Origin of the sequence: Klebsiella sp. Q11, assembly GCF_964241505.1 — a bacterium.
In the GTDB taxonomy this organism is placed as follows: Bacteria; Pseudomonadota; Gammaproteobacteria; order Enterobacterales; family Enterobacteriaceae; genus Klebsiella; species Klebsiella michiganensis.
In genome coordinates, this window is the sequence record NZ_CAXSXW010000006.1 from 255,301 (window position 1) to 272,574 (window position 17,274).

The window sequence follows — 17,274 nt, forward strand, 5'->3', positions numbered from 1 at the left end:
TGTTAATTGTGAACGCCATGCAGATGCTGAGCGCGGGCCGGCGTAAAGCCGCGGCCATAGCGGGCGACGGCAAGATCGTCATACAGGATCGCCGGCGTACGCCCGGAGATCAGATCGCTGATCAGCTGGCCTGAACCGCAGGCCATGGTCCATCCCAGCGTGCCGTGGCCGGTGTTGAGCCACAAATTTTTATACGCCGTGCGGCCCACCACCGGCGTACCGTCCGGGGTCATCGGACGCAGTCCGGTCCAGAAGGTTGCCTGTTCAACGTGGCCGCCGCGCGGGAACAGATCGCGCACCACCATTTCCAGAGTTTCACGCCGCGGCTGCAGCAGTTCTTTATTAAATCCAACAATTTCCGCCATTCCGCCAACGCGAATACGCCTGTCGAAACGGGTGATGGCGATTTTGTAGGTTTCATCAAGGATAGTCGAAACCGGCGCGCCGTCTTCTTCCGCGATCGGAATCGTCAGCGAATAGCCTTTCAGCGGGTAGACCGGAATATCCACCAACCCTTTCAGCATGGCCGTCGAATATGAACCGAATGCCATCACGTAAGCGTCGGCTTTGATGATTTCAGCGCCGCACTTCACGCCGGAGATGAGATCCCCTTCATAGAGCAGTTCATCCACCGGTGTATTAAAACGGAAAGTCACGCCCGCCTGTTCAGCCATCAGGGCCAGACGCGTGGTGAAAAGCTGGCAGTCGCCTGTTTCATCATTAGGTAAACGTAAACCGCCCGTCAGTTTATGGCTCACTTCCGCCAGCGCCGGTTCAACGTCCAGCAGGCGGTTTGCCTCCAGCAGCTGGTAAGGCACGCCCGCCTCCTGCAGTACCGCGATATCGCGGGTCGCGTTTTCGAACTGCTTGTCGGTGCGGAAAAGCTGCAGCGTACCGCCCTGCCGGCCTTCATACTGGATACCGGTGCTCTCGCGCAGCGCCTTCAGGCAGTCGCGGCTGTACTCCGCCAGGCGCACCATACGTCCTTTGTTTTCCATATAGTGGCGAGTGTCGCAGTTGCGCAGCATCTGCCACATCCATTTCAGCTGGAACGGCGTGCCATCCAGCCCGATAGCCAGCGGCGCGTGGCGCTGGAACATCCACTTAATCGCCTTCAACGGTACGCCCGGCGCCGCCCACGGCGCAGCGTAGCCGGGAGAGATCTGCCCGGCGTTAGCGGCGCTGGTCTCTTCGGCCGGCCCCGGCTGACGATCGATAACCGTCACTTCATGTCCTGCCTGGCTTAAGTACCAGGCGCTAGCGACTCCAACTACCCCACTTCCCAGTATGACGACGCGCATAGCGGCTCCGTAATCGTTAAAGAACAATCATCTGATTACAAATTGATAACTCAGATGAAAATATTATTCAACATACGCTTTATTTATGGTGACTTATCTCACAGGGTTCTGCGCCAGCGCTGCCCCCGTCGGTTTACCATCTCCTGCTGCGCCTCATTTTTCTACAGAATAAAATCCTGTTTAAACCGTAAAACAACGCCTTTAAGATTGTGAAATCGCGAAGAAAAGAAAATGTGGATGCACGCAGTTTGCGACGCCGTGTTCTATGCTTGTTAAGAGGTTTTCCGTACAGAGAGAACCATCAACAACGAGGGCGCGCTAATGGCTACGATTGATTCCATGAACAAGGACACAACCCGTTTAAGCGATGGACCCGACTGGACTTTTGAACTGCTGGAGACCTATCTGGCAGAAGTCGATCGGGTGGCGAAGCTGTATCGTCTTGACACCTATCCGCACCAAATCGAAGTCATTACTTCCGAACAGATGATGGATGCCTACTCCAGCGTCGGGATGCCGATTAACTATCCGCACTGGTCGTTTGGTAAAAAATTCATTGAGACCGAACAGGCCTATAAGCACGGGCAACAGGGGCTGGCCTATGAAATCGTCATTAACTCCAACCCCTGTATCGCCTATTTGATGGAAGAGAACACCATCACCATGCAGGCGCTGGTGATGGCGCACGCCTGCTACGGGCACAACTCGTTTTTCAAAAATAACTACCTCTTTCGCAGCTGGACCGACGCCAGCTCCATCATCGACTATCTCATCTTCGCGCGTAAATACATCACCGAATGTGAAGAGCGCTACGGCGTTGATGAAGTCGAGAAGCTGCTCGACTCCTGCCACGCCTTGATGAACTACGGCGTTGACCGCTATAAACGCCCGCAGAAAATCTCGCTGCAGGAGGAAAAAGCGCGGCAAAAAAGCCGGGAAGAGTATCTGCAAAGCCAGGTGAATATGCTGTGGCGCACCCTGCCGAAGCGCGAAGAGGAAAAGACCATTGAAGCGGCACGCCGCTATCCCTCTGAGCCGCAGGAAAACCTGCTCTACTTTATGGAGAAAAACGCGCCCCTGCTGGAGCCATGGCAGCGTGAGATCCTGCGTATCGTGCGTAAGGTCAGCCAGTATTTTTATCCACAGAAGCAGACTCAGGTGATGAACGAAGGCTGGGCGACCTTCTGGCACTACACCATCCTGAATCATCTTTATGATGAAGGAAAAGTCACCGAGCGCTTTATGCTGGAGTTTCTGCACAGCCACACCAACGTGGTGTTCCAGCCGCCCTATAACAGCCAGTGGTACAGCGGCATTAACCCCTATGCGCTGGGTTTCGCCATGTTCCAGGATATCAAACGTATTTGTCAGTCGCCGACGGAAGAGGACAGGTACTGGTTCCCGGATATTGCCGGCTCCGACTGGCTCGAAACCCTGCACTTCGCCATGCGCGATTTCAAGGATGAAAGCTTTATCAGCCAGTTCCTGTCGCCGAAAATCATGCGCGATTTCCGCTTCTTTACCGTGCTCGATGACGATCACAACAACTATCTGGAAATATCCGCCATTCATAATGAAGAGGGATATCGTGAGATTCGTTCGAAGCTTTCAGCGCAGTACAACCTGAGCAACCTCGAGCCGAACATTCAGGTATGGAATGTGGATCTGCGCGGCGACCGTTCGCTCACCCTGCGCTACGTGCCGCACAACCGCGTGCCGCTGGATAAAGGCCGCCGCGAGGTGCTGAAGCACGTCCACCGCCTGTGGGGATTTGACGTTCTTCTCGAGCAGCAAAACGCCGATGGTAGCGTTGAGCTGCTGGAACGTACGCCGCCGCGGCCCAATCCGCTGTAGCGCGTAAACAGCAAAACGCCCGGTGACAGCACCGGGCGTTGTTTATTCGTGGGCGGGGTCTAGCGCATATTAATCGCCAGGTCACCCGGCAAATTCTTCTGCATACGATGCCAAATCTCCCCGCTGTCATGCCCGTAGCGGCGAACGATTTCATAAACCTGTTCATGAAGCCCTTCTTCACATACTTTCGCCAGCTGATGATAGAAGCCGAGCGCCAGGCTACGCGCTTCCGGGTTGGCAAAATAGTGACGACCTATGCGGGTGTACAGACCTTTCATCCCGTTGAGGATCAGGCCGTAGATGGGGTTACCTGAAGCAAAGGCCAGACCGCGGAAGATATTATAATCCAGCTCGGCAAACGCATCGGCGTGGTCTTCAATTTCACGCGCGCTCGCCAGAACCTCCAGCGCCTTATCCGGGTGCTGACGGAAAGCGGTGCGGATAAAAATAGTCGAAATATTGGTACGCACGGACAGCAGATTATCAATCAGCTGCGGAACGCTGTCGTGATCGAGACGCGCGAGGGTTTCGAGAATATTCAGACCTGACGTTTCCCAGAAGTTGTTCACTTTGGTAGGCTTACCGTGCTGAATGGTTAACCAGCCATCGCGGGCCAGACGCTGCAACACTTCACGTAAGGTTGTACGGGTAACACCAATCAGTTCAGAAAGTTCACGTTCAGCGGGAAGAATTGAACCAGGAGGGAAGCGGTTATTCCAGATACTTTCAATGATGTACTCTTCAGCGAAACCCGCAGGGCTTTGCGCCTTAATGACCATAATAAGATTTCCATTACACAGCGTTGCTATTCGACTCATCATACCAGAGCGGCCATAAGGCAGATAGCGCCAGAAAGTAATTAAAAAGGGATCGCCGTTTCATTTTCAACTTTTCATTTCACACTTTCTGTGGCTAAAGAACGTGATGCGAAGAAAGTTGCGTCTCGTTTTGCGCAACTGGTAATCTTGCGTATAGTTACGCATAAAATCATGTTTCAGAATTTGACGGAGAAAGGATGTCTGTCGTGGAAATGTCGTATGGCCGCGCCCTGTGGCGCAACTTTCTTGGTCAGTCCCCGGACTGGTACAAACTCACTCTCATCATTTTCCTGATCGTTAATCCGCTGGTCTTTTATCTTCATCCGTTTATTGCCGGATGGCTGCTGGTTATCGAATTTATCTTCACCCTTGCGATGGCGCTTAAATGTTATCCGCTGCTGCCGGGCGGCCTGCTGGCTATTGAAGCGGTATTTATCGGTATGACCACGCCCGGGCATATTCGCGAAGAAGTGGCCAGTAATCTTGAAGTCCTGCTGCTGCTGATGTTTATGGTGGCGGGTATCTACTTCATGAAGCAGCTGCTGCTGTTCATCTTCACCCGTTTGCTGCTCGGCATTCGCAGCAAGATGCTGCTGTCGCTGGCGTTTTGCGTCGCGTCCGCTTTCCTCTCCGCCTTCCTCGACGCGTTGACCGTTGTCGCCGTAGTGATCAGCGTAGCCGTTGGCTTCTACGGTATTTATCACAAAGCCGCTTCGGCGCGGCCGGACGATGACAACATGCTCGACGACAGCCATATCGAGCAGCACTATCGCGATGTTCTGGAGCAGTTTCGCGGCTTCTTGCGCAGCCTGATGATGCACGCCGGGGTCGGCACCGCGCTCGGCGGCGTAATGACGATGGTCGGCGAACCGCAGAACCTGATTATTGCCAAAGCCGCGGGCTGGCACTTCGGTGAATTCTTCATGCGCATGCTGCCGGTAAGCTTACCGGTGCTGGTATGCGGCCTGCTCACCTGCCTGCTGCTGGAGAAATTCCGCCTGTTTGGCTACGGCGAACCGCTGCCGCCTACGGTGCGCAAAGTGCTACAGGATTTCGACGATCGTAGCCGTCAGAGCCGCAGCCGTCAGGATCGCCTGCGTCTTATCGCTCAGGGGGTTATTGGCGTCTGGCTGATCGTTGCGCTGGCGCTGCATCTGGCGGAAGTCGGCCTGATTGGCCTGTCGGTCATCATTCTGGCAACGACTTTTTCCGGCGTCACCGACGAACACGCCATCGGCAAAGCGTTTACCGAAGCGCTGCCGTTTACCGCGCTGCTAACGGTCTTTTTTGCCGTCGTGGCGGTGATCATCGATCAGCACCTGTTTGCCCCGGTGATCGAATTTGTTCTCCAGGCCTCGCCGCACGCCCAGCTATCGCTGTTCTATCTGTTTAACGGCCTGCTATCGTCGATTTCGGATAACGTCTTCGTCGGCACCGTGTACATCAACGAAGTGAAGACGGCCCTGGAGCATGGGACGATCGGCCTGCCGCAGTTTGAGCTGCTGGCGGTGGCCATTAATACCGGTACTAACCTGCCATCCGTCGCCACGCCGAACGGTCAGGCCGCGTTTCTGTTCCTGCTCACCTCCGCGCTGGCCCCGCTGATTCGCCTCTCCTATGGCCGTATGGTGTGGATGGCGCTGCCGTATACTCTCGTCCTGACCCTGGTGGGCCTGGCGTGCGTCGAATTTACCTTGATGCCGGCGACCCAGTGGATGCTGGAGCAGGGTTGGCTGGTAACGCCTCAGCTGCTGAAGTAAAAAGCAATACCCGGATCAAAAATCCGGGTATTCCATATTCGCTTACGTAATATTTTCAGACTAGCTGCTGGCGTCGCTTCGGTTTTCGTTTACACTGCCATGATTTAGCATGTTCCAGGGAAATGATTATGTTGCGATATTTAAACCAGTGCTCAAGGGGACGCGGTGCCTGGCTCCTGATGGCGCTTACCGCGTTTGTTCTTGAATTGGTTGCTTTGTGGTTCCAGCACGTCATGCTGCTGCAACCCTGCGTACTCTGTATTTACGAACGCTGCGCGCTTTTTGGCATTATGGGTGCCGGTATTGTCGGCGCCATCGCGCCAAAATCGCCTCTGCGCTATGTGGCGATTATTATCTGGCTCTACAGCGCCCTGCGCGGGCTGCAGCTGGCATGGGAACACACCATGATTCAGCTTCACCCTTCCCCCTTCCAGACCTGCGATTTCGCCGCTCGTTTCCCCACGTGGCTGCCGCTGGATAAATGGCTGCCTCAGGTATTTGTCGCCACCGGTGACTGCTCCGTACGCCAGTGGGAATTCCTGACGCTGGAAATGCCGCAGTGGCTGGTCGGGATCTTCGCCGCCTATCTGGTTGTCGGCGCGCTGGTGCTTATCGCACAGCCGTTTAAACCTAAAAAGCGCGATCTGTTTGGTCGCTAAGAACGATTGCTGATAAAGCGCTCCTCCGGGAGCGTTTTTTTTGCCTGCACGTTGACGTCGGTCACATAAAATTGCATATTAAATGCAACTTATAGATGTTAACTAAGGAGCACATGATGTCTCATTTGCGTATTCCCGCTAGCTGGAAGGTAAAACGCTCCACCCCATTCTTTACCAAACAGAACGTCCCTGCCGCTCTGCTGACGCACCACAACACCGCTGCGGGTGTTTTCGGCCAGCTTTGCGTGATGGAAGGTACGGTAACCTATTATGGTTTCGCCGACGAACAGGCGACAGAGCCTGAAGCAAAGGTCGTTATCAACGCCGGACAGTTCGCGACCAGCCCGCCGCAGTACTGGCACCGCATTGAACTTAGCGACGACGCGCAGTTCAATATTAACTTTTGGGTTGCAGATGACGCCGACGGTGAAAGCGGGCTATTTCACGCGAAGAAAGGCTAACTGAGCGCCTACTGCGCCCAGTCTGGTTTATTCAGGATATGATCCTGCCAGTCAACCACCGTGGATTCTTTCACAGCAATATGGCGAACCGAGATGCGTTCGCCATGCATCGCCGCCTTCGAACCGGTTAACAGCGGGTGCCAGTGCGGCAGCGGTTGACCTTCCGCCAGCAGACGATAGGCGCAGGTCGGCGGCAGCCATTCAAACGTAGGCAGGTTGTCGCGGGTGAGCTTAATGCAGTCCGGTTCATATTCGAAACGGCGCTCATAGTTACGGCACTGGCAGGTTTTGATATTAAGCTGACGGCAGGCGACGTTGGTGAAGTAGATTTCGTCGGTATCCTCATCCATCAGCTTATGCAGGCAGCACTGTCCGCAGCCGTCGCAAAGTGATTCCCACTCCGCATCGCTCATTTCATCCAGTGTTTTGTGTTGCCAGAAAGGTTGTTCGCTCATTGGGATGTCCGTCATTGCAGTTCAGGGTGCACCTTATAACCAGTCTGGCACGCCGATGCAAGTTTTGCCGCCCGGAGAAGGCGGCAAGCGGTCGTTACAGCACGCGGGTGGTCAGCGAAAACCCGTTAAAACCGACTTCCAGCTCGTCGCCGCTGGCGAGCGGCCCCACGCCTTCCGGGGTGCCGGTCAGCACCACATCACCGGCTTTCAGGGTGAAGAAGCGCGACATATAGGCGATCAGCGGCACAATTTTATGAATCATGTCGGCCGTCGTGCCCTGCTGGCGCACCTCGCCGTTTATCTTCAGGCTCAGCGGCGTATTCTGCGCGTCGCCGTGAAATTCGCCGGCGGGAATAAACCCCGAAATCGGGCAGGAGTTATCAAAGCCTTTCGCCTTTTCCCACGGCTGCCCGGCTTTTTTCATTTTGCCCTGCAGATCGCGCAGAGTGAGGTCCAGCGCCACGCCATAGCCGGCGATGGCTTTGAGCACATGATCGTCCGTCGCCTGACGCAGCGTGCCGCCAATCAGCACCGCCAGCTCAACCTCGTGGTGCACCGACCCCAGCCCCTCAGGAAGCACCAACGGCTGGCGGATATCGCATAGCGCCGTCTCAGGTTTAATAAACAGCACCGGCTCTTCCGGCGTCGCACTGCCCATCTCCTTGATGTGTTTTGCGTAGTTGCTGCCCACGCACACCACTTTGCTTACCGGATAATCCAGTAGCGCACCCTGCCAGTTATGATGTTGGTACATTGTTTTCCCTCTGTGGGTTAATCAGATTTATTCCCCTGTTCCGCCAGGTGTTTCTTGAGTAAATTTTCAGACGGAGGAGGGAGCTGAAGGTAATAGCCCTGATCGGCCAGCGCCTGTTTCACTTTATCCAAATCGGCGTGGATGAGTTTTTTTCGCCCATCGAGCGGTAAAATCATTGCCAGTTTGGGCGTACCGAAGCTATACATTAATTCGTCAGGAACGCGGGAGAAATCGTCCTTTTTTTCGACATATAAATAGGTTTGCTCACGTTTAGTACTTCGATAGATCACACAAAACATAGTTTTACTCGGAATTAGACCTGTGGTCACTTGCCTCTATATATGAGTGACTATAACATGCCTTTTAGTCTTCGGAATATCACCGCACTTCAGCGAGTGATAAACAGCAAATTGAGTAAGGCCAGGATGTCAAATACGCCAATCGAACTTAAGGGCAGTAGCTTCACCTTATCTGTGATTCATTTGCACGATGCAAATCCCGAGGTTATTCGTCAGGCGTTAGAAGACAAAATCGCCCAGGCTCCCGCCTTTTTACGTCATGCCCCCGTGGTGGTGAATATCAGCAGCATTGAAGATGACGTCGACTGGCGCCCTCTTCATGAGGCTATCGCGGCTACCGGCCTGCGTATTATGGGCGTAAGCGGATGTAAACTTCCTCGGCTGAAAACCGAAATTGACCGCGCCGGGATCCCTTTATTAACCGAAGGGAAAGAAAAAATTACCCGTCAGGCCGCGCCAGAACCCGTTGCCCCGCCGCCAGCTGTTAATCAGATCACAAAAACGCGCTTGATCGATCAGCCGGTACGTTCCGGTCAGCGTATTTATGCGCCACACTGTGATCTAATTGTTACAAACCATGTGAGTGCCGGGGCTGAACTTATTGCCGATGGTAATATCCATGTATATGGCATGATGCGGGGACGTGCGCTTGCCGGCGCCGGCGGCGACAGAGACGCCCAAATATTTTGCAGCAACCTCTCGGCGGAACTGGTTTCCATCGCCGGGGAATACTGGCTGAGTGATAACATTCCGGCCGAATTTTATGGCAAAGCGGCCCGTCTACGTTTAGACGACAGCGCTTTGACGATTCAATCGTTGAATTAATCCCTTTTTAACAAGGAATTTCTATGGCACGCATTATTGTTGTGACTTCGGGTAAAGGAGGCGTTGGCAAGACCACCTCCAGCGCGGCCATCGCTACTGGTTTGGCCCAGAAGGGAAAGAAAACGGTCGTTATCGACTTCGACATCGGCCTGCGTAACCTCGATCTGATCATGGGCTGTGAACGCCGGGTCGTTTATGACTTCGTCAACGTCATCCAGGGCGATGCCACGTTGAACCAGGCGCTGATTAAAGATAAGCGCACGGAGAACCTCTACATCCTTCCGGCCTCCCAGACGCGTGACAAAGACGCCCTGACCCGCGAAGGCGTAGACAAAGTTCTCGAAGAACTGAAAAAAATGGATTTTGATTTTATCGTCTGTGACTCCCCTGCAGGCATCGAAACCGGTGCGCTGATGGCGCTGTACTTCGCTGATGAAGCCATCATCACCACCAACCCGGAAGTCTCCTCCGTTCGCGACTCCGACCGTATCCTCGGCATCCTGGCCTCCAAATCCCGCCGCGCGGAAAGGGGCGAAGATCCGATTAAAGAGCATCTGCTGCTGACGCGCTATAACCCAGGCCGCGTGAACAAAGGTGACATGCTGAGCATGGAAGACGTGCTGGAAATTCTGCGCATCAATCTGGTGGGCGTGATTCCGGAAGATCAGTCCGTGCTGCGCGCGTCTAACCAGGGCGAACCGGTTATTCTGGATGACGCCTCGGATGCGGGTAAAGCCTATGCCGATACCGTTGAACGTCTGCTCGGAGAAGAACGCCCTTTCCGCTTCGTAGAAGAAGAGAAGAAAGGTTTCCTCAAACGCCTGTTCGGAGGATAAATTATGGCATTACTCGACTTTTTTCTCTCGCGGAAAAAGAACACGGCCAACATTGCGAAAGAGCGCCTGCAAATTATCGTCGCGGAGCGCCGCCGCGGCGACGCTGAACCGCACTATCTTCCGCAGCTGCGCAAAGACATTCTCGAAGTGATTTGCAAGTATGTGCAAATCGACCCGGAAATGGTCAGCGTACAGCTGGAGCAGAGGGACGGTGATATTTCGATTCTGGAGCTGAACGTGACCCTGCCGGAAACTGAAGAGTCGAAGTCCTGAGCCTGAAGGTATAAAAAAACCGGCAACGCTGCGCGAAGCCGGTTTTTCACTATGCCGTTCGGCGCTAGCGCGGGTAGTCGCTCAATAGCGCATTCAGGCGATCGGCCATCAATTCTCCGCGCCAGCCGGAAACCAGTTCAGGCTGCCCGTTGCCGTTTTTAAGCCCCCAGTGCCAGTTCAGCAGCTGGTTAATCTGTCTTCTTGAGGCCAGCAGCTCCGCGCTGACGCCCTTCTCGGCGCTCACGGTCTGCACAAGCGCTTTGATATCCTTAAACAGCTTGCGGTAGCCCGGCATGTCGATCAGGTTCTGCAGCGGCTCTGGCAGCGCCTCTTCCGGCAGCGCCTGCGCTTTCTCGACGAGGCCGATCAGCGTCTTGCCGTGGAAACGAATTTCGCTGCCCGAGAGTCCGAGGCTGTCAAGCTCCCCGAGGCTGGTGGGCATATAGCGCGCCACGTTCCACAAATGCTCTTCCCGGATCACAAAGTTGACGGCCAGATCGCGCTCGCGCGCTTTGCGCAGACGCCACTCCGCCAGCAGCTGCAGGCAGCCCAGCTGACGAGTACGCAGCTGCCAGGCATTACCGATATCGCGCCACGCCTCTGCGGGATCCTGAATCTCCTGACGCCGCTGCTGCATCAGCTGACATTCATCCAGGGCGGCGGAGAGCCAGCCTGCGCTGTCGGTTTCAGCCATCAGCTTTCCGGCAATCGGCAGCAGGTACCAGACGTCGGCGGCAGCATAAATGCACTGGCGTTCGGTCAGCGGGCGCGCCAGCCAGTCGGTGCGGGACTCGCTCTTGTCCAGCGCCACGCCGGTAAACTCTTCCACCATCGACGCAAAGCCCCACGACATCGGGCGGCCGCAAAAAGCGGCGAGAATTTGCGTGTCGATCAGCGGCTGCGGCATCAAATGAAAAGCATTGAGGAATACTTCCAGATCTTCACTGCCGGCGTGCAGAAATTTGGTCACATCTTTATTCAGCAGCAGTTCACGCATCGGTTCCCAGTCGGTGATGACCAGCGGGTCAATCAGCGAAACCTGGCTGCCGTCGAACAGCTGGAGCAGACCGAGCTGCGGGTAGTAGGTACGAGTACGGACAAATTCCGTATCCAGCGCGATGGCGGAAACCGCGCTTGCCGCGTCGCAGACGGCGCGAAGGCCATCGTTGGTGGTGATCATCTGATAGTTCAAATCATACTCTCTTAACTTGCGCCCATAAAAAACGCCGGCTTAGCCGGCGTCTGGCGATTCACTCTTAGCTCAGGCTTTATTGTCTACTTTAGCACGGGCTTCGTCACGCAGTTCTCGACGTAAAATTTTCCCGACGTTGGATTTCGGCAGCTCATCGCGAAACTCCACCAGCTTCGGCACCTTGTAGCCGGTTAGCTGGCGACGGCAGAAAGCGATCAGCATCTCTTCCGTCAGCGCCGGATCTTTCTTGACCACGAAAATCTTCACCGCTTCACCGCTGCTGCCGGACGGCACGCCGACCGCGGCCACTTCCTGAACCCCGGCGTGCTGCATCACCACATCTTCGATTTCATTCGGATAGACGTTGAAGCCCGAGACAAGAATCATATCTTTTTTGCGATCGACGATACGCAGGAAGCCCTCTTCATCCATCACCGCGATATCGCCGGTATGCAGCCAGCCGTCCTTGATAATTTCAGCGGTCGCGTCCGGACGCTGCCAGTAGCCCAGCATCACCTGCGGCCCTTTCACGCACAGCTCTCCCGGTTCTCCCGGCGCGACTTCATTATCGTCATCATCCACCAGCTTCGCTTCGGTGGAGGGCACCGGCAGGCCGATACTGCCGCTGTGATAATCGATATCGTGCGGATTGACGCTCACCAGCGGCGCGCACTCCGTCAGGCCATAGCCTTCCAGCAGATACTGCCCGGTCAGCTTAACCCAGCGCTCCGCCACCACCTGCTGTACCGGCATTCCGCCGCCGGCGGAGAGATGCAGTGAAGAGAAGTCTAGCTGCTGAAACTCTTTGTTATTGAGCAGCGCGTTAAACAGGGTGTTGACCCCGGTCATCGCGGTGAAGGGATATTTCGCCAGCTCTTTGACCAGGCCTGGAATATCGCGCGGATTGGTGATCAGCAGGTTCTGCCCGCCCAGCTCTATAAACAGCAGACAGTTCATGGTCAGGGCAAAAATGTGGTACAGCGGTAGCGCGGTAACAACCAGCTCTTTACCGCGGTGCAGCAGCGGCCCGTAGGTGCCGTTGACCTGCTCAAGGTTCGCCAGCATATTACGATGGGTCAGCATCGCCCCCTTCGCCACGCCGGTGGTCCCGCCGGTGTACTGGAGAAAAGCGAGATCCTGGGAGACGATTTCCGGCTTAATGTACTGCATACGGTAGCCATGCTGCAGCGCGCTGCGAAACGAGATGGCGTCCGGCAGATGATATTTTGGCACCAGCCGTTTGATGTACTTCACCACAAAGTTAACCAGCGTCCCTTTCGCCGTGGAAAGCTGATCGCCCATGCGGGTTAAGATCACGTGCTTGACCTGGGTTTTATCAACCACCTTTTCCAGGGTATGCGCGAAGTTGGAAACGATCACAATGGCGGCGGCGCCGCTGTCGTTGAGCTGGTGCTCCAGTTCGCGCGGGGTGTAGAGCGGATTAACGTTCACCACGATCATGCCGGCGCGCAGAATACCAAACAGCGCTACCGGATACTGCAGCAGGTTAGGCATCATCAGGGCGACGCGATCGCCTTTTTGCAGGCCTAATCCTTCCTGTAGATAAGCGGCGAACGCCCGACTGCGCTCCTCCAGCTTACGGTAGGTCATCACCTCGCCCATATTGATAAAGGCCGGCTGATCGGCATAGCGGCGGACGGCGTGTTCAAACAGTTCAACCAGGGATTGATAGCGGTCAGGGTTTATCTCCGCAGGAACGTCCGCGGGATAACGGTTTAGCCAAACCTTTTTCACTGCATCACCTCTGAAATAGTTATTCGTCGTCATCACAGCCCCTGATCAACAAACATTTTGTTAACATTATATTAACTCAGCGTACCAGTTTATTAATTAGCCGTTGTACAGGTTGCGAAGCGCGTCACTATTTATTTTTCTTATTTGACTGAAAACGAAGAAACAGCGGACCAGCCGCTGTTTCTTTTTGCTTACAAAGACTACAAAATCATTCGGTTACAACGTTTCTGACTTCGGCAGGACCGGGGTTATACCAGCCCCAGCCGCCGTACCCGTAGCCCCACGGGCGCGGGCCGAACATCCACGGGTCCATCATCGGCTGCGGCGGCATGACCACCTGCTGGACTACGTTCCAGCGCTTGTAGCCGGTGGCGTTCATCAGCATGAATTTATACGGCGTATTGCCCACTTTGCCGTCGACGACGCCGACGATCGGGCCAACCACGGTAACCAGCTGCCCGCGAAAATCCACCGGGTCGATAAAGCCGTTCACGTCGGCAAAAATACGCCCGCGCGACGCTTCTCCCAGCTCCGGACGCGCGGCGTCGTCAAGCTGAACGGTGGCAATTTCCAGACGAGTTTTACCCTGCTGATTCTGCACGCTGACGACCTTACCGCCAAAACGCGCCTCCTGGCCGACATACAGCTGCGGCGCGTTCATCACGCGGACTAAATCCTGCTGCGGCGTCGGGGTGGAGCCCTTAATGGCATCCGGCACCGAAGCGCACCCGCTCAGCGCAGCAACGACTGCTGCCGCGACTAACCAACGCACTACCCTTTTTTGACCCGCCATGACGCGACTCCTTCCTTCTTCTCAGACATATAGTTACTGAGATTCACTCGCGGCCAGGAAGTTTCTTCCACGCCACTTCATTACGTAAATAAACTGGCTCAGCGTGTTCGACGGCCACGGTTTTTCCCGCCGTAAACAGGTGGCAGGCCAGCGGCAGCATATCCTGCGCTTCAGGTAGCTGAATGTCGCCATCGACGAGCGTTAAACCGCAGTCGCGAGCCATATCCGGCCACGCCTGCCAGCCGGTGCCCACGGTGGCCCACTCGCCTTCCAGCCGCTGAAGCCGCTCGCGAACCGCTTCCGGCTTCAGCACCGCCTCGCTCTCTTCGCCGTGCCAGACGCCCTGCTCATCGCGCTGATATTCCGCCCAGTAGACTTCGCCCATTCTGGCGTCGATGGCCGCCAGCACGCGGGTGGCGCCGTTTTTGCGCCACGCGCCCTGCGCCATGGTCGCCAGCGTAGATACGCCGATCATCGGCAGCCCGGCCCCCAGCGCCAGCCCCTGCGCGATACCGATGCCGATACGCACGCCGGTGAAGCTCCCCGGCCCGCGGCCAAAGGCCAGCGCATCAAGCTCGGTCAATAGCGTTCCGCTTTCATTGAGGACATCCTGCACCAGGGGCAGGATACGTTGGGTATGTTCACGGGGGCAGATTTCAAAATGAGCACTGAGGGTGCCATCATTCCACAGCGCCGCGGAGCAGGCCTCCGTGGCGGTATCGATAGCTAAAATTCGCATGGGTTGTCGCGCTCTCGCTCTAGCAGATTGACAAAATGGCGCGCAGCTTACCACATTTTGCGCCGGATTACCTCGCCGGCGGCACCGCAAGAAAACGCACCGCCCGGCGGATATCGCGCGTGCGCGGCGCAGGCGGAAGGCTCGCGAGGAAGACCGCGCCGTAGGGACGCATCACCAGACGGTTGTCGCAGATAACCAGTACCCCGCGATCGTCGATGTCGCGAATCAGGCGCCCCACCCCCTGTTTGAGGGTAATCACCGCGTCCGGTAGCTGCACCTCGTCAAAAGGATCGCCGCCGCGCAGGCGACAATCTTCCATCCGCGCTTTGAGTAGCGGATCGTCCGGCGAGGTGAACGGCAGTTTGTCGATAATCACCAGCGAAAGCGCATCACCGCGCACGTCCACCCCTTCCCAGAAGCTGCTGGTCGCCACCAGCAGCGCATTTCCGGCGCTGACGAACTGCTGCAAAAGCTGACCTTTGCTGGTTTCTCCCTGCAGGAGCACCGGCAGCGTCATGGTGGCGCGGAACTGTTCCGCCAGATCGCGCATCATGGCGTGCGAGGTGCAGAGCATAAAGCAGCGCCCGTCGTTGGCCTCAATCAGCGGTTTGAGCATCGCCGCCAGATGGCGCGCCGCGCCGGGCTGGTTCGGCAAAGGTAAATTGCGCGGTACGCACAGCAGCGCCTGATGGGCATAATCAAAGGGGCTGGGCAGCAGCAGGGTTTGCGCTTCGCCAATCCCCAGGCGATCGGTAAAGTGGTGCAAATCGTCATTGACCGAGAGCGTCGCCGAGGTAAAAATCCAGCTCCCCGATTTTTGCGCCATCACCTCTTTAAACTTATCCGCCACCGTCAGCGGGGTCAGCGCCAGAGTAAAATTACGCGAAGTGCACTCATACCAGTAGCTAAAGCCGGGCTGGTTGGTCTCTTTAAGCCGCTTCAGGCGGCCGCGGTAGACGGTGGCCCGCTCAAAGGCGGCGTCGAGCAGCGCCGAGCGGCCCAGCGACAGCTTTGCCACGTCGTAACAGAGTTCGAGCGCATCATCAAGCAGCAGCAGCGCGCGCTGAATGTTGTTATCCGCCAGCAGCTCGCGCAGGTTGCCGCGATAGCCGGGTTCCCCCAGCTGCAGGCGAAAATCCTGCGCGCTCTGGGCCAGGCGGTCGGCGCATTTCTGCAGCTGCTGGGTGTCTTTGAGTTCGGTGCGATAAGCAATGGTGATATCTTTCGCCAGGTCCAGCAGCTGGCGGCTGGAGAGCGACTGGCCGAAGTACTGGCTGGCGATGTCCGGTAGCTGATGCGCTTCGTCGAAGATCATCACTTCCGCTTCGGGAATCAGCTCGGCAAATCCGCTCTCTTTGACCACCATATCGGCGAGGAACAGATGGTGGTTGACGACGACCACGTCAGCATCCATCGCCTTTTTCCGCGCCTTCACCACAAAACAGTCTTTATATAACGGGCAGTCGCTGCCGAGGCAGTTATCGTTGGTACTGGTGACCAGCGGCCAGGCCTGGGAATCTTCGGCCACGCTAACGCAGGTGCTGATATCGCCATCAACGGTCTGGTTAGACCACGAACGCAGCAGAATGACATCGCTGAGGGTTTGCACCGGCAGGTCGCCGCCGGCGAGCGCCTGCTGTTCCAGCCGCTCAAGGCACAGGTAGTTCGAACGCCCTTTCAGCAGGGCCAGCTTACCGGTGTACTTCAGCGCTTTGGCGACAGTGGGTAAATCCCGACTGTAGAGCTGATCCTGTAGCGCTTTCGAGCCGGTGGAGATAATGACTTTCTTATTGGCGCGGAGCGCAGGCGCCAGGTAGGCGTAGGTTTTCCCGGTCCCGGTCCCCGCCTCAACCACCAGCGGACGGGTTTCTTCAATCGCGCTGGCGACGGCGAAAGCCATCTGACGCTGCGGCTCGCGTGGTTTAAATCCCGCAATCGCGCTGGCCAGCTGGCCGTCTGCTGCAAAATCGTCGATCACATTACCCCCTGGTTATTTGGACAGTGATTATGTCAGGGTGGAGTCGTTTTCGCCAGTGCGGGTAGTGACGCAGGTGAAACATTATGGCAGTCTTGCCGCAGCTTAATGAACCGGAACAAAGAGGAAATAAACATGACCATTACGCGTATTGATGCCGAAGCCCGCTGGTCTGATGTGGTGATTCACAACCAGACGCTGTACTACACCGGCGTGCCGTCCAACCTTGACGCCGATGCCTGCGCGCAAACCGCCGATACCCTGGCGCAGATTGACGCCGTGCTGGAGAAACAGGGCAGCAGCAAGTCGCGTATTCTTGATGCGACGATTTTTCTTGCCGACGGCGCAGACTTTGCGGCGATGAACCAGGCCTGGGATGCGTGGGTCGTCGCCGGTCATGCCCCGGTGCGCTGTACGGTGCAGGCGAAGCTGATGAATCCGAAGTACAAAGTCGAGATTAAAATCATCGCCGCCGTGTAAGACAGCGTGGCCCCGTAGCCCAGGCAAGCGTAGCGCCGCCCGGGA

18 protein-coding genes are annotated in these 17,274 nt (G+C 56.2%); 8 read left to right on the forward strand and 10 right to left on the reverse strand.

Going from position 1 to position 17,274, the window contains the following annotated elements; translation table 11 throughout:
• Positions 1-2: 2 nt before the first annotated feature.
• Entirely contained in the window at positions 3-1,301 is a 1,299-nt protein-coding gene (locus ACESQ2_RS12020) for a D-amino acid dehydrogenase (RefSeq protein ID WP_345911349.1), read from the reverse strand.
• Between the two features lie 321 nt (positions 1,302-1,622).
• Here ACESQ2_RS12020 and ACESQ2_RS12025 point away from each other — a divergent pair, with 321 nt between their 5' ends.
• Positions 1,623-3,155 carry a SpoVR family protein gene (locus ACESQ2_RS12025; RefSeq protein ID WP_004138526.1) on the forward strand — a complete coding sequence of 511 codons (1,533 nt, stop codon included), beginning with the start codon at positions 1,623-1,625 and terminating at the stop codon, positions 3,153-3,155.
• 59 nt (positions 3,156-3,214) lie between these two features.
• On the opposite strand, the gene fadR is transcribed toward ACESQ2_RS12025, so the two are convergent.
• Positions 3,215-3,934, reverse strand: coding sequence for a fatty acid metabolism transcriptional regulator FadR (gene fadR / locus ACESQ2_RS12030; protein WP_004851987.1), 720 nt, complete (start codon positions 3,932-3,934; stop codon positions 3,215-3,217).
• Between the two features lie 245 nt (positions 3,935-4,179).
• Between fadR and nhaB the strand changes: the two genes are divergently transcribed.
• The 3 genes from nhaB (at position 4,180) to ACESQ2_RS12045 (ending at position 6,853) form a co-directional block, all read left to right on the forward strand.
• Positions 4,180-5,733, forward strand: coding sequence for a sodium/proton antiporter NhaB (gene nhaB, locus ACESQ2_RS12035; protein WP_032720287.1), 1,554 nt, complete (start codon positions 4,180-4,182; stop codon positions 5,731-5,733).
• Between the two features lie 128 nt (positions 5,734-5,861).
• On the forward strand, positions 5,862-6,392 hold the full coding sequence (gene dsbB / locus ACESQ2_RS12040; protein WP_014229804.1) for a disulfide bond formation protein DsbB: 531 nt from the start codon (positions 5,862-5,864) through the stop codon (positions 6,390-6,392).
• 116 nt (positions 6,393-6,508) lie between these two features.
• Entirely contained in the window at positions 6,509-6,853 is a 345-nt protein-coding gene (locus ACESQ2_RS12045) for a DUF1971 domain-containing protein (protein WP_004103255.1), read from the forward strand.
• A gap of 8 nt (positions 6,854-6,861) precedes the next feature.
• Here the strand turns inward: ACESQ2_RS12045 and ACESQ2_RS12050 are convergent, their stop codons facing one another.
• The 3 genes from ACESQ2_RS12050 to ACESQ2_RS12060 form a co-directional block, all read right to left on the reverse strand.
• Positions 6,862-7,308: a YcgN family cysteine cluster protein gene (locus ACESQ2_RS12050; protein WP_004851995.1), complete on the reverse strand. Its 447-nt coding sequence runs from the start codon at positions 7,306-7,308 to the stop codon at positions 6,862-6,864.
• A 94-nt stretch (positions 7,309-7,402) separates the two neighbouring features.
• Positions 7,403-8,062: a fumarylacetoacetate hydrolase family protein gene (locus ACESQ2_RS12055; protein WP_046878452.1), complete on the reverse strand. Its 660-nt coding sequence runs from the start codon at positions 8,060-8,062 to the stop codon at positions 7,403-7,405.
• A 17-nt stretch (positions 8,063-8,079) separates the two neighbouring features.
• A complete protein-coding gene (locus tag ACESQ2_RS12060; protein ID WP_004138522.1) occupies positions 8,080-8,361 on the reverse strand; it encodes a YcgL domain-containing protein in 282 nt (93 codons plus the stop codon).
• Positions 8,362-8,487: 126 nt separating this feature from the next.
• On the opposite strand from ACESQ2_RS12060, the gene minC reads away from it, so the two are divergent.
• Genes minC through minE form a run of 3 tightly spaced genes read left to right on the forward strand, consistent with a single transcriptional unit; the run spans position 8,488 to position 10,295 of the window.
• Positions 8,488-9,186 (forward strand): septum site-determining protein MinC, encoded by a 699-nt coding sequence (minC, locus tag ACESQ2_RS12065; protein ID WP_004852000.1) that lies wholly within the window; start codon positions 8,488-8,490, stop codon positions 9,184-9,186.
• Positions 9,187-9,209: 23 nt separating this feature from the next.
• On the forward strand, positions 9,210-10,022 hold the full coding sequence (gene minD, locus ACESQ2_RS12070; RefSeq protein ID WP_004103267.1) for a septum site-determining protein MinD: 813 nt from the start codon (positions 9,210-9,212) through the stop codon (positions 10,020-10,022).
• Positions 10,023-10,025: 3 nt separating this feature from the next.
• The gene (gene minE / locus ACESQ2_RS12075; RefSeq protein ID WP_002910902.1) at positions 10,026-10,295 is read left to right on the forward strand and encodes a cell division topological specificity factor MinE; all 270 of its coding nucleotides are present in this window, start codon (positions 10,026-10,028) and stop codon (positions 10,293-10,295) included.
• 64 nt (positions 10,296-10,359) lie between these two features.
• Here the strand turns inward: minE and rnd are convergent, their stop codons facing one another.
• From rnd to ACESQ2_RS12100, 5 genes are all read right to left on the reverse strand, one after another.
• Complete coding sequence (gene rnd, locus ACESQ2_RS12080) at positions 10,360-11,475, reverse strand: ribonuclease D (protein ID WP_004852003.1); 1,116 nt, start codon at positions 11,473-11,475, stop codon at positions 10,360-10,362.
• 81 nt (positions 11,476-11,556) lie between these two features.
• The gene (gene fadD / locus ACESQ2_RS12085; RefSeq protein WP_014229806.1) at positions 11,557-13,242 is read right to left on the reverse strand and encodes a long-chain-fatty-acid--CoA ligase FadD; all 1,686 of its coding nucleotides are present in this window, start codon (positions 13,240-13,242) and stop codon (positions 11,557-11,559) included.
• Between the two features lie 208 nt (positions 13,243-13,450).
• Positions 13,451-14,035, reverse strand: a complete 585-nt coding sequence (locus tag ACESQ2_RS12090; protein ID WP_046878453.1) for a Slp family lipoprotein — start codon at positions 14,033-14,035, stop codon at positions 13,451-13,453.
• A 43-nt stretch (positions 14,036-14,078) separates the two neighbouring features.
• The gene (gene tsaB, locus ACESQ2_RS12095) at positions 14,079-14,774 is read right to left on the reverse strand and encodes a tRNA (adenosine(37)-N6)-threonylcarbamoyltransferase complex dimerization subunit type 1 TsaB (RefSeq protein ID WP_004852009.1); all 696 of its coding nucleotides are present in this window, start codon (positions 14,772-14,774) and stop codon (positions 14,079-14,081) included.
• Positions 14,775-14,841: 67 nt separating this feature from the next.
• Positions 14,842-16,752, reverse strand: coding sequence for an ATP-dependent DNA helicase (locus ACESQ2_RS12100; RefSeq protein WP_014229807.1), 1,911 nt, complete (start codon positions 16,750-16,752; stop codon positions 14,842-14,844).
• Between the two features lie 132 nt (positions 16,753-16,884).
• Here ACESQ2_RS12100 and ACESQ2_RS12105 point away from each other — a divergent pair, with 132 nt between their 5' ends.
• Positions 16,885-17,229: a RidA family protein gene (locus tag ACESQ2_RS12105; RefSeq protein ID WP_004113724.1), complete on the forward strand. Its 345-nt coding sequence runs from the start codon at positions 16,885-16,887 to the stop codon at positions 17,227-17,229.
• Positions 17,230-17,274 lie beyond the last annotated feature (45 nt).

Excerpts from the sequence above, each read along its gene's own strand:
- ACESQ2_RS12020 (WP_345911349.1), bottom strand. The coding sequence starts at position 1,301 with ATGCGCGTCGTCATACTGGGAAGTGGGGTAGTTGGAGTCGCTAGCGCC.
- ACESQ2_RS12025 (WP_004138526.1), top strand. The coding sequence starts at position 1,623 with ATGGCTACGATTGATTCCATGAACAAGGACACAACCCGTTTAAGCGAT.
- fadR (WP_004851987.1), bottom strand. The coding sequence starts at position 3,934 with ATGGTCATTAAGGCGCAAAGCCCTGCGGGTTTCGCTGAAGAGTACATC.
- dsbB (WP_014229804.1), top strand. The coding sequence starts at position 5,862 with ATGTTGCGATATTTAAACCAGTGCTCAAGGGGACGCGGTGCCTGGCTC.
- ACESQ2_RS12045 (WP_004103255.1), top strand. The coding sequence starts at position 6,509 with ATGTCTCATTTGCGTATTCCCGCTAGCTGGAAGGTAAAACGCTCCACC.
- ACESQ2_RS12050 (WP_004851995.1), bottom strand. The coding sequence starts at position 7,308 with ATGAGCGAACAACCTTTCTGGCAACACAAAACACTGGATGAAATGAGC.
- ACESQ2_RS12055 (WP_046878452.1), bottom strand. The coding sequence starts at position 8,062 with ATGTACCAACATCATAACTGGCAGGGTGCGCTACTGGATTATCCGGTA.
- ACESQ2_RS12060 (WP_004138522.1), bottom strand. The coding sequence starts at position 8,361 with ATGTTTTGTGTGATCTATCGAAGTACTAAACGTGAGCAAACCTATTTA.
- minC (WP_004852000.1), top strand. The coding sequence starts at position 8,488 with ATGTCAAATACGCCAATCGAACTTAAGGGCAGTAGCTTCACCTTATCT.
- minD (WP_004103267.1), top strand. The coding sequence starts at position 9,210 with ATGGCACGCATTATTGTTGTGACTTCGGGTAAAGGAGGCGTTGGCAAG.
- minE (WP_002910902.1), top strand. The coding sequence starts at position 10,026 with ATGGCATTACTCGACTTTTTTCTCTCGCGGAAAAAGAACACGGCCAAC.
- rnd (WP_004852003.1), bottom strand. The coding sequence starts at position 11,475 with ATGATCACCACCAACGATGGCCTTCGCGCCGTCTGCGACGCGGCAAGC.
- ACESQ2_RS12090 (WP_046878453.1), bottom strand. The coding sequence starts at position 14,035 with ATGGCGGGTCAAAAAAGGGTAGTGCGTTGGTTAGTCGCGGCAGCAGTC.
- tsaB (WP_004852009.1), bottom strand. The coding sequence starts at position 14,774 with ATGCGAATTTTAGCTATCGATACCGCCACGGAGGCCTGCTCCGCGGCG.
- ACESQ2_RS12105 (WP_004113724.1), top strand. The coding sequence starts at position 16,885 with ATGACCATTACGCGTATTGATGCCGAAGCCCGCTGGTCTGATGTGGTG.